The organism is Cohaesibacter gelatinilyticus (genome assembly GCF_900215605.1).
In the GTDB taxonomy this organism is placed as follows: domain Bacteria; phylum Pseudomonadota; class Alphaproteobacteria; order Rhizobiales; family Cohaesibacteraceae; genus Cohaesibacter; species Cohaesibacter gelatinilyticus.
In genome coordinates this window covers 170,647-184,398 of sequence record NZ_OBEL01000005.1, presented here as the reverse complement: position 1 = coordinate 184,398, position 13,752 = coordinate 170,647, and the positions used below count along the sequence as shown (strand labels likewise).

The window sequence follows — 13,752 nt, the reverse complement described above, 5'->3', positions numbered from 1 at the left end:
TGGGTTCAGGACCCATTGATCAAGCACGTTCTGCAAGTCCAGACACCTTGATAGTTCGAGCTGCCTTTACAGGAATTTGCCCGCACTCAGCGACGCTCATCGCGATAATGATACCACTGGTATAACCATCTTTGACCGAGGCGACGGAATGGGGTCAAAATGCCTTCATGAGGCAGTTCAGATCCGCAAATAGGTAGGTCCGGGGTCGGAACGCCCATCGCAAGATCTGCCATTCGCTTTCCGGCCATGGCTGAATACATGACACCATTGCCTCCATATCCCATAGCGTAGAACATCTGTTCTTGCAGATCAGGCTGAGTGATGCGCGGCATCATGTCGTGGCTGACATCCACCCATCCCCACCAAGAATAATCCAGTTTCACGTCCCGTAGTACGGGGAACTTGCGAGCCAATCCTTCACACAGAGCTGCCAGATGTTTGGGATTGTCAGCATCAGATCCGGTGATGGAACTGCGCGATCCGATCTGAATCCGATTGTCTGGCAACAATCGGAAGTAATGGCGTAGAACACGGGTATCGGTAAGCGGACAGGTGACCTTGATGCCACATGCAGCCAACTCATCGTCCGTCAGGACGCGTGTCACAACGGAGTTGGACAATACCGGCATCAGTCGATCTTTGGTTTTGCGATGTAAATTGCGTGGAATGTAAGCAGAAGTTGCGACGCATACCTTACGGGCTCTTACAATACCGCCAGGCGTGTGCAGATAGTGTTTGCCGTGCTTTGTTTCCCAATGGGTGACCGGACTGGCGGTATGGATTTTTGCCCCTGCGTTGCGAGCAGCTTCCATAAGACCAAATGCATATTTGGCAGCATGAATGGCCACGCCGTCCGGCTCCCACATGGCACCTTGTGCCTCGTGGTCGTTGGCTATTTCGTTGCGATAGGTCTCAGCTGAGAGTATTTTCGCGCCATAGGAAAAGCTGTCATTGAGAAGTGCGGCTTCTTTTTCCAGCTTTGGCATCATCCATTGACGATGCGCCACATAATAGTGACCACCATCTTGCGGATTACAATCAATCTCATGGTCCTTGATCAAAGAGCGGAAGAGATCAAAAGCTTCACTGACCTCTCGATGTAAGGCTTTCGCTGTATCCAGGTCCCAACGAGCAATCCATTCGGATCGCTTCAATCGCCCGGACGAGATCTGAGCCTGCCCGCCATTTCGAACAGAGCAACCCCATGCTACCTGATTGGCCTCTAGCACATGGACATCTATACCATGGTCCTTTGCCAGATGCAGCGCGCAGCTCAGGCCGGTATATCCTGAGCCAATGACCGCAACTTCCACATCCAGATCGCAAGAGACCGGCCCATCGTCCTCTGGCGGTTGTCCTGCGGTATCAATCCAGTAAGTAGGGGCATAGGCCTGATTGCATCCCGGCCCCTTATTGGTGAGCGGATCAAAGAGCGGATCATATTGTTCTTGATCACGAGCTGTCTTTATCTTGTTCTGATCCATACCAAAAATCCTTCAACTGATAGAGCATCCGCCGTCATTCTCGGCAAGATGCGCCATTCTTTGCAGAGTGAAGGGCCCAAGACTGGCCAAGGCCCTTCAGCTTTCCTGACAGGCTCAACCGGCTTGTAGAGGCCGATCTTTGCGGAATGCTTGTTTGACGATGATTTTGCCATCACGCACGGTGAAGAGATCTGCACCCTGTGCTTCGACACGCTGCCCTTGGGCATTGGTGCCGGTGAAGGTCCATTCGGACACAGCCCGGTCTCCATGCACAAAATGGCTATGATGGTCCCAATGAGCATCCTTCATTCCAGCCCATACCGCACTGAAGGCTGCTGCGATAGCGTCTTTGCCTTCGACCTTGGTTCCGTAAACCTCTGCACCACCAACGGTGTAAAAGACTGCATCGTCAGCAAAAACCTTCATGACAGCATCAACATCATGCTGGTTGAAGGCATCAAAAGTTGCTGCAAGATCTTCTGCAGTAAGTGTGTTTGACATTCTCATTACTCCAATTGTCAGAGTTCGTCTTTGAAAGGCACCACAAAGGTGGGAATGGTGGAACGGCGTAGAACCCGCTTGGCAATCGAGCCAAGAAAGGTATGGCTGAAGCCATGAGCATGCGCTCCGATCAGGATCATGTCGCAATCCAGGGCTTCCGCTTCATGCAGAATGGATTCAGCTGGAAAGCCCTCCAAGACTCGAACTGACGCGACCTTGTCGCGGATGACCTGTTCTGTCTCATCAAGCGACTCCCAAAATTTGTCCTGTCGCTCATGAAGAAGCTCCGTTGCCGTATCGACCCGCCGTCGCAAGGCTTCTTCACGGGCTTTTTCATTCTGGATGAACAATGTCAGGGTTACCCGTTGATCATCGCTCAGAGCTTCGACCACATGAATGACATGGATTTCAGCATCCAGAGATTTTGCCAAACCGGCAGCATATTCAAAGGCATAGGCTGCATTGTCGGTAAGGTCGGTTGCATAGAGTATGCGGTTGATTTCTCTAATCATGAGACAAGCCTCCTCAATAGCCCATCAGACGTGGGAGCCACAGGGACAGTTCAGGGAAGAAGGCGATCAGCAACACTGCGATGATATTGACCACAGCGAATGGCAGAGCCTTGATGGATATTTCCTCGATCGAGACATTTGAGATGCCCGATGCGATGAAAAGATTTTCTCCCAAAGGTGGAGTCTGGAACCCGATTGACAGGGAGCAGATCATCACCACACCGAAATGGATTGGGTCGATACCAACGCTATATGCGACTGGTAACATCACCGGCACCAGGATCAGGATCGTGGCCAGAGTTTCCATGAACATACCGACAAACAACAGGAAGGCTATGATCATGATCCAGATGAAATAGACATTCTCGGTCAGTGACAGCATGCCATCTGCAATGATGGCCGGGATCTGGTTCTCCACCAGGATGCGACCAAACAAAGTTGCGGTGAACAGGATCAAGAGCACCCGCCCGGACAACCAGGTTGTTGTTTCCAGTGAAGAACTGACCGCTTTCCAATCCAGTTCGCGATAGATGAATGCGCCGACAAATAGTGTGAAGAAGATGGCTACAATTGCCGCTTCGGTCGGCGTGAAGAAACCGGAATAGATTCCGCCGAGAATGACGAGCGGAGCCATCAGAGCCCAGAAGCCCTCACGGATTGCTTGGAAGATATGCCCAAAATCCATGGCAGAACTGGTGCCCTTGTAACCATGCTTGCGGCATAGAAGATAATTCATAACCAACAAGCAGGTCGCCATGATGAAGGCAGGAACAAAGCCCGCGATGAACAGCTTTGAAATTGAGACGGACTGGAATGTGCCAAACTTCTCAACTGCAGCTGGAGGCGGAATCATGCCAAGGGCGGAAATTCCGAAAATAACCATCGGAATAGAAGGGGGAATAACAATACCAAGACCACCTGCAGCGGCCGTCAGCGATGACGCGTAGCCAGGGGAGTAGTTGCGTTTGATCATGGCGGGGATCATGAGCATGCCAACGGCAGCTGTTGTCGCAGGACCAGAGCCGGAAATAGCACCAAAGAACAGGCACGCCACAACAGTCGAGGCAGCGATACCCCCTGTAAAGGGACCAGCAAAACTCTCCGCTACATTGATAAGGCGACGAGACAAGCCAGCTGCTTCCATCAAGGCCCCAGCCAGGATAAAGGCGGGCAATGCCATCAGCGGAAAGGATCCCACAGAAGTGAAAGCAATCTGGACAAACTTAACGGGGTTTTCTTCCAGATAGAAGGTCGTTATGAGCGATGCGACACCCAGTGCAACCGTGATGGGGGCACCAATCAGCAACAATCCGAGAAAAGAGCCAAACAGGACATAGACAATTGCGGTCTCCATTATGCCTTTCCTCCGTTATTGGTGTTGTTTGTGGCTGATGTGCCATCGACATCATTCAGCTCATCCTCAAGCGGCAAATCGATCTTGTCGGGGTCTTTGATGTCCACGCCCTTGACGAGCTTGAGATAATTCACTTGTAGAATGCGTATGGTCATCAGTGCGAAAGCTATTGGGAGCACCAGATAGATGTATTTCAGCTCGACACCCAACGTTTGTGCTTTCCAAAACTTGTTCATCCGGAAGAAGATGAAGTCGTAGGCCAGATAGACAAAGTAGATATTGAAGCTCACCCAGATGAGATCGGCAAACGCTTCCAGCCAAACTCCGACCTTTGCTGGCAACCAGCGAAAATGAAATGAAACGCGGTTATGAGCTGAAATTCGGGCGGCGTAACTGGCTCCAAAATAGACGAACCAGACAAACATGAAGACTGATAATTCTTCAATCCAGGTGATCGATGTTCCAAATATTTGACGAGACACAACTTGAGTGAAGAGAAGAGAGACGAAGCAAACGAGCAGAAAGCGACAGATATAACTTTCCAAACGGTCACAGAATTTGAGAAAATGGGTCATCAGTCGGCTCCTATCCCATTCATGAGACAAAGGGATCCTTAATCCCGGGGGCCGCGAAGGATCCCCGGGATTAAGGTGTCACAATGGGAGGACATTACTTGACGGTTTCACGACCCAGTGCAGTCAGTACTTCATTCAGCTTGTCTTTGCCGCCGATGCTCTCGTAAAATTTCGGCCACACAGTGCTGGTTGCTTTGTCGATGAACTCTTTCTCACCATCGGCAGGATCAGAAATCTCCATGCCTTTTTCAGACAGTTCTTTCTTGATGCGATCTTCTGTTTCTTTCAGGAAGCTGGCAGAGAAAGCTGTTGCTGCCTTACCGGCTTCAAGAACAGCTTGCTGATCTTCTTTTGACAGGTCCTGAAACAGGCTTTCGGATACGACCAGCGGTTCGATCGAGAAGATGTAGCGAAGGTTCGTGACGTATTTCTGTACTTCATAGAACTTCATCGCATTGATGGTGATGTATGGGTTGTCCTGCCCATCAACCACTTTTTGCTGCAGACCGGCAAAAGTCTCAGACCAGGCCATTGGAGTTGGATTGATACCCCAAGACTTATAGGTCTCGATCATGATCGCATTCTTTGGAACACGCACGACAAGGCCATCAAGATCAGCCACGGACTTCACTGGCTTTTTTGAGTTCGACAACACACGGAAGCCAGAATAAGCCCAGCCGATGATACGCACATTGGCATCACGGATCGTGTTCTTGACAAGCTGCTGGCCAATAGGTCCAGTCGTGACTTTCTGCGCGTCCTCCAAGCTTAGAATTACATATGGCAAAGTTAAAGTGCCAACACTTGGAGAAAAAGGTGTTATATTGTTAATGGCTAGAATAGAAAAATCCAATGCTCCCATGGCAGCATTATTAACTGTATCTTGCTCTGATCCAAGCTGACCATTCAGAAAAAGAGTAGCCGTATGTTTTTTATTTGAATTTTTTTCAAGAGCTTCAATGAATGCTTTACCAAGTGCTTCTTGCGTCCCACCAGCGCCATCACCAACGGCAATCTTAAAGTTTTTCGCCGAGACTGGCGATACTGCTACTGCCAGAGCCGCTGCAAATACAGCGGTTTTCAAACCTTTGATTGAAAAGGCCATGATATCCTCCCAGATATTTTGATATAGAAAGTAGTAATATTTGATTTTTCTTATTTCCGTTGCCCGAAGGATACTTGCGTATAATCCCTGATTGATATATCCAGTTAAAATCTCATTTAAGTCCAGATCGATTTTTGTGCGGGGAAACGCCATGTCCAATAAAAAAAATCGCATTCCACCGGACCTGTTTTTCATCGACAAAAAGGCTACGATTCCACTGCAAGCACAGCTGATCACTTCGGTGGTTTCCCTTATACTTCAAAATCATATACCTGCTGGTACGTGGCTTCCTTCCAGTCGGACACTGGCCAAATTTTTGGGTATTTCACGGCTGACGGTGACGCTGGCTTACAATGAGCTGGTCGCTCAAAATTATTTGATCCCCATGTCCAGATCGGGCTATGCCGTATCGCCAAATGCGCCGCGCCGACGCGTAAAATCCGATCAGGAGGGGCAGGAAATCGATGAGTTGCAGTGGTCAAAACGGCTCAGACAAGATCACGTGCGGCTCAGAACAATCGTTAAGAGACGGGACTGGGGTACCTATCCATACCCATTTTTGTATGGGCAAATGGATAGGTCTTTGTTTAATCATACGGCTTGGCGAGATTGCGCCAGACGAGCCTTGGGAGCCAAGGAGTTTGACCTGCTAGCCGGGGACTGGGCCAGTGAAGATGATCCCATGCTGGTTGACTATATCTGTAACCGCACGCTTCCCCGTCGTGGAATTCAGGCCACAAAGGAGCAGGTTTTGATTACGATGGGCGCGCAAAATGCTCTTTGGATCATCATCGATATCCTCAAACATAACCGGAAGCTTTTCATATATGAGGAGCCGGGCTATCCAGATGTTCCGGAAATGCTGCGCTTTGCTGATGTCCCCACCAAGGGGTTGCAAATTGACACGCAAGGTCTGGATCCATCCTGCATTCCGCCAGAAACCAATTGTGTGTTTGTCACACCGTCTCACCACGTCCCCACTGGCGTAACCATGCCGATGGATCGACGGCGGAAACTGTTGGATCTGGCGGAGAAAGACGATTTCGTTGTTGTGGAGGATGATTATGAGTTCGAGCTCAGCTTCCTGCAAGCTCCCAGTCCGGCCCTGAAATCATTGGACCGATCTGGTCGCGTGCTTTACGTGGGTAGCTTTTCCAAGTCAATTTTTCCAGGACTTCGACTTGGATATATCGTTGCGCCCGAACCAGTCATCCGTCAGGCACGCACAATGCGCACAATGATGCTGCGCCACCCTCCAGGGCACATGCAGCGAACCACAGCCTATTTTCTGGCTCAGGGATATTATGATGCCCTCATCGTCAAGATGCGCGAAGCCATGCGTGAACGTAGCGAAGCATTGAGCGCAGCTTTGATCAAAACAGATTTGCAAGTGGTAGGTAAAAGTCAGCATGGAGGAACCAGTTTTTGGATCAAAGGACCAGATTTTCTGGATAGCAAGATCTTTGCTCAAAGACTTGAGGCACATGGTGTCCTGATTGAACCAGGTCATCCCTTCTTTTCTACTCCTCCAAGTCCATGCCCTTATTTCCGACTGGGATATTCCAGTATTGCATTGGATAAAATTGAAGATGGTGTGGCGAAAATTCAAGATGTTCTGAGTGAAATTAAAAATAAAAACAGCAAAACAACTGAAGGGTCAGTAGTGTACTGAGGTGATGCTCAATGCAAAGATATTTTTACTCTATTTTGGGTCATCTATATTTTCCAGTATTAAAGTATGTCCGTATAAAGCATTCACATTTCCCCTGAATCATTCATCCATCAACCCAATGACTACAAAAAGGAACTACCTTGATTTTGTTATTGGCTCCTCTATCTGAGCACTTCAAAGCAACCAATACCAACGAGGGGAAAGAATGCCCCATATGACCGAACTTTTCAGGTTTTGTGACAAGGAGCGGGTGCCGTCTTGGTCTGACTGACCACAAGGCAGCGGCGACGCAGTCCACGAAGCTTGAAAATCCGGCCTTTGGTGCTTTTCGATTGCTCGCTGAACGTCGTTATCTTTCTTCCGAAAATGCCCCGGCATTGTCCGTCGAAAGCTGCCTTGTCAGCAAACAATCGAAAAGCATCCTATGGGTTATTGTTCCCCCTCGTTGGTATAAAGCATTTTGGCATCAAGTCAGTTTTGACAATTCTGCCGCGCCTTGCTGCAATGAGGGGAGGAACTCTGTCAGATCCTTCAAACTGTGTCGTTGAACCGGAGCATGGACCGAGAGTGTTGCAAGCAATCGTTGGTGAGCATCCCAAACCGGAACTGCGACGGCTACCATACCGGTAATGAATTCCTCGTCATCGGTAGAATATCCACGGCTAGCGATGGCCTCCAGTTCTGAACCGAGGGCATCTGCGTCGATGCAGGTCTGGTTGGTGGCCGCTTCAAGCGGTTGAGCACGCAATATTGCTTCCTGTGCGCTGGCTTTGAGTGTCGAGAGATACATCTTTCCGCTGGCCGTACAATGGAATGGGACCCGGGTACCAATTGGTAGCTGAATGCGCAATGGCCATTTGGTTTCCACGCGATCGAGGTAAGTCATGCCTTCCCGATCAGGCGTGGCCAAATTGCAGGTCTCTCCCAGATCTTCGGCAATGCCCTTCAGGATACTGAGACGCGCAGTGCGCAGATGCTCTGAAGACATCGTATTCAGAGCCAGTTTTCTCAGCCGGGGACCCGGGCCATAAGCCCGGGCATCCAGATCACGTTGCAGAAAGCCTTCAGCTTCGGCGGTTTGCATCAGACGATGAACGGTTGGCTTGGGGAGGCCCATTGCCTCGATCATCTCAGAGGGTTTTACCGCCACACCGCGCCTGACGACTTCTTCAACGAGTATCAAAAGACGTAGGTTGGTGGGGATTTGCCCCTCTTTTTTGTCTGACAGACCATCCTCTACCATGAGTGCATGTTACCTATTTGTTGGGCAGCAACATCAAGGCGAGGTCGGGAACAAGGGATACCAGTAACCACACCCCAATCAGGGCCGCAAGATAAGGTACGGTATAACGAAGTAATCTGAAATATGGAACACCTGTTACTCCAGATGCGACATATAGATTGAGCCCGTAGGGAGGCGTGATAAAGCCAATGGAGGCGCCAACCAGAAAGATCACCGAGAAATGGATAGGATCTATGCCGACCGAAGCAGCAATCGGGGCCAAGATTGGAGCCAGAATGATGGTGACCGGCAGGCTTTCCAGCACCATGCCGGAGAAGAATACGATGACCATGGAAGTGAACAGAACGGCATAATAGCCGCCCATTGATGTCACAAAATCCCCGACGGCCTGCTGGGCACCCAATAGTGACAGGATTTGCTGCATGACCACAGAAATGGCGATCAACGGTGCCAGAATACCGGTAATCTGAGCCGAACGCACCACAATTGAAGGGATCTGGGGGATCGTGAAGCCCTCAACCAGAAGCATTTCAGCAAAAGACTTTTCTTCCCAGCTTTTGAAACTGCGTATGCCTGTCATCTTGGTCACCAACCAGGACAGAACACCTGCAATCACACAAAAACCAACCGTCACTCCTGCCGCTTCGGTGGGGGAGAATTTGCCAGTATATATACCCCACAGGACAAGACCGATCGCAAAGAAGCCAAGCCAGGCCCCAAAGGCGGTTTTCAGGACCCGGTTCAGTCGTAGTGAGATCAAATAACCCCAACCGTTTCGTGTGCAAATGATCCAACAGGCGAGCTGCATGCCGATGACCATCATGGCACCTGGGATAATACCGGCGACAAACAATTCCGAGACCGGCAGGTTCATCAGGAAGCCATAAACAATGAAGATGATTGATGGCGGAATGATGATACCAACTGTACCACCCGCGGCGGCTGTCGCAGCAGAAAAGCGTTCGTCATAGCCACCCTTGACCATTTCCGGATGTAGCATGGAACCGATGGTGGCCGTGGTGGCGGAGTTCGATCCCGAGATTGCCGCAAACAGTCCGCAGGCACCAAGCGATGCCATGGCCAGACCGCCCCGCATCCATCCAAGACAAGCATAGGCAAAGTCCGATAGTCGCCGGGCAATGCCTGATTGATTGATCAGATCACCTGTCAGGATGAAGAGAGGCATCGCCAAAAGTGCAAAGCCCTTGTTGAAGACGTTCAAAAGCTCCGCACCCATATTATCGAGTGTCAGACCCAACACGAAGGAACATCCGATCACCCAATATCCGATCACAAGCAGAACTGGCACGCCCAGCATGAACAGCAAAGAGACCCCAAGTGAAATCAACGTAATCCAGGTTCCATCAGCCATTATACATCTCCTCCGATTACAGCCTGTTTGATCAACGGTTCGCCGCTTCGGAAATTTCGAATATCATCGAACAGGTTTTCGAATACACGGGCGATCATCAGGATAAAGGATAGAGGTGCGGTGATCAGGAACCACCATTGCAGCACGCTGTCGGTGCCAAGCACGATCTGGAAGTTGGAGGCCGACAAGGCAGTGAGCCGGGTGGTGGTGACAAAAACAATCACTGCAAAAATGAACCACAATATTGCATCCAGTGTGAGACAACTCATTTGCGCCCAGCGCGGCATTCGGGAACGGAACTCGGAGAAACTCAGATGTGTGCGTAGTCGAACGTTAAAAGCCGCCCCGAACCAGGCCATGATCATGAATAGCAAAGGCGGGATGGTGGTGGACCAGGGTTCCTGGTTCTTAAAGACGAAACGATCAATCACACCCCAAAAGATAATCATGGCGATTGCCAGATAGCTCCATACCATGATGGTCCGTTCCAGATGACGGTCCAGGAGCGGCGCCAGCCGATAGATGAACATCACAAGAAAACCGCTAAGAGCGGCTGCAATGGTGCCCAACACCCAGGCAGCATTACTTTCCAGAGCATTTCGAATTTCCCAACTGTCTTGTGAAGCAAATGCACTGAGAATCGCACCGATATCAGACCAGAGCGTCATTTATTCCTCCCATAAAATCTCCGGTTCTCCCGTCCGGAGGCACGGCCCCCGGCGCATAAGCTTGCGTCGGGGGCCGATCTTTGTGGCTTAAAGCAATTCTATTGGTTCTTGAGTGATGTGAGTTGCTGTTTGCCTATTTTTTTCAAAGCGCGCCGGAATGTGAAATCTGTTTTGATTTTCCAGAGCTTCATTCTGGCACACAAGCCCTGATCAGGCCTTCCACCAGCGGCGCGGTTCTACATTTTCCGGCTTCATGTCTTTGTCAACTTCGCGCGCGATGTTATAGATTTCCTGATAGGTATCGATGCCACCAGCCCATTTGTTGAGACGGTCGCGCCATTGCTCCCATAATTGTGGCTGGAATTCAGGCGAACACATTTCCTCTGCCATGCGGATTTCGCTGTCCGGCAAGAAGGCGGGACGCACGTCATTTTCGACGAACATGGTGCCTGGTAGTTGCGGGTCAGAGAAACCGACAGTTTTGACCAGAGCAGCTTCATTTGCTGCCTGCACATGGGCCTGGGCCCAATATGCGCTTTCCATCACCGCATCCTGCAAATAGCCTTCAAGGCTGTCAAAGACTTTGGCTGACATCGAAGTATGTTCGGTACCACAGAAGAATTTCAGATCGACCGACTGGCTGACCACTGGCGACATATTGGCATAGGCTACTGCTGACGCCCAGGTTTCCGCACCATCGATCAGGCCCTGTTTCAAACCATCAAGGGTTTCTTCCCAGGCAACCGGGACCGGGTTCAGGTTCAATGCCTTCATGGCAATCCGGCCCAGCTGGGTTCCGGTCACGCGATTCTTGGTGCCAAATAACTGTTCCAGCTTGGTGATGGTTGGCTTGTCTTTATATTTCAGGCCCAACTGGATGCCGCGCAGTTCACAATGGCTGAACAGGAATTTCAGGCCGTGGCGTTTTTCCAGTGGATCACGCAGGATTTGCTGGCTCTTTGGATGATAGAGGAAGTGGTATTGTGAGGCACGGCCCGGGAACATGAAGGCGTAATCCAGCACGTTCAGGTAAGGGGCACCGCCAGCTGAATTCTGTGTTGACGCTGCATAGATATCGACAATGCCCTGCTGGGTTTTCTCAACACAGCTCAACTGTCCGCAAATCTGGTTGTCGCCGATGAACTCAATTCTGATCTCGCCGTCTGTGCGGGCTTCCAGGTCGCGTGCAAATTCCAGGGCTCCGGCTCGTTCGATCAGAAGGTTGCGTGCGTTAAAGCCAGATGCGCCGAACTTCAGAGTGTGTTTGGCAGGCTTGGAATATCGTTTTTTATAGGTTGATTCCGCTGCTGTTGCGAGATTGGCAAGGCTCATTGCCCCGCCAAAGCTACCTGCTGCAAGCAGCGTGGAACTCATCCCGTAAGCTCCTGCAACCCTGAACAGATCCCTCCGCGATATACGGCTAAATTTGCCTGTAATACTCATGGCTTCCTCCCTTGAGTCATTTATTGAGACGTTTTGTATCAAAAATAGCTAGCTTATTTCTCGCAGATTGTATAGAACTTTTTTTGAAGTAGAGACGGAGGATTGGTCGTGGAAGCAGATTTTGTCATAGTTGGAGCAGGGTCATCAGGATGTGTTCTTGCGAACCGGTTAAGTGAAAACCCTAATAATAATGTGGTGTTACTGGAGGCAGGCGGGCGTGATCTCAACCCTTGGATCCATATCCCGGTCGGTTATTTCAAAACGATACACAACCCTTCCGTTGATTGGTGCTACAAGACAGAGCCCGATCCAGGTCTCAATGGTCGCTCCATTGAATGGCCCCGTGGCAAGGTGTTGGGTGGCTCCTCTTCATTGAATGGTCTTTTGTATGTGCGCGGTCAACCACAGGATTATGATCGCTGGCGCCAGATGGGCAATGTGGGCTGGAGCTGGGAAGATATACTGCCGCTTTTCAAACGGTCCGAGAATAACGAGCGTGGTGGTGATGAATATCATGGAGACACAGGCCCGCTTGCGGTTTCCAACATGCGTATTCAACGTCCGATCACTGATGCTTGGGTCGCTGCGGCGCAGGCTGCAGGCTATCCTTTTAACTCCGATTACAATGGTGCCTCTCAAGAGGGTGTTGGTTTTTTCCAGCTCACTGCCAAAAATGGCCGCCGCTGTAGTTCCGCAGTTGCCTATCTAAACCCGGTGAGAAAACGTGAGAACCTCAAAATCATCACCCATGCAATGGTGCAAAAGGTGGATATTCAGGAGGGGCGTGCGGTCGCGGTCCTATATAAAGATCGTTCGGGTGACACTAAGCGTATCGCAGCACGTCGTGAAATCATTTTGTCTGGCGGCTCCATCAATTCACCGCAAATTCTGATGATGTCGGGAATCGGAGAGGCCGCTCAACTTGCAGACCATGGTATCGAGGTCAAGAAGGATCTTTATGGTGTTGGCAAGAATCTGCAGGACCACTTGCAGGCGCGTCTTGTCTACAAATGCAATGAACCAACCCTGAATGATGAGGTCCGCACTCTATTTGGCCAGGCAAAAATCGGTTTGAAATATGCCCTGTTCCGGTCTGGCCCAATGACCATGGCTGCCAGTCTTGCAACGGGCTTCATGAGAACCCATGAGGGACTGGAAACCCCCGATATCCAGTTCCATGTTCAGCCTCTTTCGGCAGAAAATCCAGGCAAGGGCGCAGACGCTTTCTCTGCGTTTACCATGTCAGTCTGCCAATTGCGTCCAGAGAGCAAAGGCGAAATCCGCCTTGTTTCCGGTGATCCGAATATCTATCCCAAGATCATTCCAAATTACCTGTCTACGGAAACCGACTGTCGTACTGCCGTGGCTGGGGTGAATATCGCCCGCAGCATCGCCCGTCACAAGCCACTCTCATCAAAGATCTCGGAAGAGTTTAGACCTAACTCAGATTTGCCGATGGATGATTTTGACGCAACACTGGACTGGGTGCGCAGCAACACAGCCTCAATTTATCATCCCACAGGCACCTGCAAAATGGGGCAGAGTGCTGATGCAGTCGTTGATGCGAACTTGCGGGTGCATGGAATTGAGGGATTGCGGGTAGCCGATTGTTCGATCATGCCAGAAATTGTTTCCGGCAATACGAATGCACCGGCAATCATGATTGGAGAGAAAGCTAGTGAGCTTATCTTGAAACAGCCTTAGTTGGTTTTTTTTGATACCAAACCACGACCAGCTGACGTCGGTAGGATTTTGTACGTGCCTCTCGAAGTGCGGAAGTACAATATCTTCGGTAATTGCTCCGTTGGAAGTCGAAAAATATC

General features: G+C 50.3%; 12 protein-coding genes. 2 read left to right on the top strand and 10 right to left on the bottom strand.

Annotation, left to right across the window (positions count from 1 at the left end):
* Positions 1–86: 86 nt before the first annotated feature.
* From CRO57_RS18570 to CRO57_RS18545, 6 genes are all read right to left on the bottom strand, one after another.
* Positions 87–1,484, bottom strand: coding sequence for an NAD(P)/FAD-dependent oxidoreductase (locus CRO57_RS18570; protein WP_097154992.1), 1,398 nt, complete (start codon positions 1,482–1,484; stop codon positions 87–89).
* A 114-nt stretch (positions 1,485–1,598) separates the two neighbouring features.
* A complete protein-coding gene (locus tag CRO57_RS18565) occupies positions 1,599–1,985 on the bottom strand; it encodes a nuclear transport factor 2 family protein (protein WP_097154991.1) in 387 nt (128 codons plus the stop codon).
* A 17-nt stretch (positions 1,986–2,002) separates the two neighbouring features.
* A complete protein-coding gene (locus CRO57_RS18560) occupies positions 2,003–2,497 on the bottom strand; it encodes a universal stress protein (RefSeq protein WP_097154990.1) in 495 nt (164 codons plus the stop codon).
* Between the two features lie 13 nt (positions 2,498–2,510).
* On the bottom strand, positions 2,511–3,851 hold the full coding sequence (locus CRO57_RS18555; protein WP_097154989.1) for a TRAP transporter large permease: 1,341 nt from the start codon (positions 3,849–3,851) through the stop codon (positions 2,511–2,513).
* On the bottom strand, positions 3,851–4,426 hold the full coding sequence (locus CRO57_RS18550; protein WP_097154988.1) for a TRAP transporter small permease: 576 nt from the start codon (positions 4,424–4,426) through the stop codon (positions 3,851–3,853). The genes CRO57_RS18555 and CRO57_RS18550 overlap by 1 nt, the downstream gene beginning before the upstream one ends.
* Positions 4,427–4,520: 94 nt before the next feature.
* Complete coding sequence (locus CRO57_RS18545; RefSeq protein ID WP_244580148.1) at positions 4,521–5,705, bottom strand: TRAP transporter substrate-binding protein; 1,185 nt, start codon at positions 5,703–5,705, stop codon at positions 4,521–4,523.
* Between CRO57_RS18545 and pdxR the strand changes: the two genes are divergently transcribed.
* Complete coding sequence (pdxR, locus tag CRO57_RS18540) at positions 5,683–7,203, top strand: MocR-like pyridoxine biosynthesis transcription factor PdxR (protein WP_097154986.1); 1,521 nt, start codon at positions 5,683–5,685, stop codon at positions 7,201–7,203. The genes CRO57_RS18545 and pdxR overlap by 23 nt on opposite strands.
* 466 nt (positions 7,204–7,669) lie before the next feature.
* Here the strand turns inward: pdxR and CRO57_RS18535 are convergent, their stop codons facing one another.
* From CRO57_RS18535 to CRO57_RS18520, 4 genes are all read right to left on the bottom strand, one after another.
* Positions 7,670–8,446, bottom strand: coding sequence for an IclR family transcriptional regulator (locus CRO57_RS18535; protein WP_097154985.1), 777 nt, complete (start codon positions 8,444–8,446; stop codon positions 7,670–7,672).
* 13 nt (positions 8,447–8,459) lie between these two features.
* Entirely contained in the window at positions 8,460–9,818 is a 1,359-nt protein-coding gene (locus CRO57_RS18530) for a TRAP transporter large permease (RefSeq protein WP_097154984.1), read from the bottom strand.
* Positions 9,818–10,486 (bottom strand): TRAP transporter small permease, encoded by a 669-nt coding sequence (locus tag CRO57_RS18525; protein WP_097154983.1) that lies wholly within the window; start codon positions 10,484–10,486, stop codon positions 9,818–9,820. The genes CRO57_RS18530 and CRO57_RS18525 overlap by 1 nt, the downstream gene beginning before the upstream one ends.
* Before the next feature lie 210 nt (positions 10,487–10,696).
* Positions 10,697–11,860, bottom strand: a complete 1,164-nt coding sequence (locus CRO57_RS18520; protein WP_244580147.1) for a TRAP transporter substrate-binding protein — start codon at positions 11,858–11,860, stop codon at positions 10,697–10,699.
* Between the two features lie 177 nt (positions 11,861–12,037).
* Here CRO57_RS18520 and CRO57_RS18515 point away from each other — a divergent pair, with 177 nt between their 5' ends.
* Positions 12,038–13,633: a GMC family oxidoreductase gene (locus CRO57_RS18515; protein ID WP_097154981.1), complete on the top strand. Its 1,596-nt coding sequence runs from the start codon at positions 12,038–12,040 to the stop codon at positions 13,631–13,633.
* The last annotated feature ends 119 nt before the right edge of the window (positions 13,634–13,752 follow it).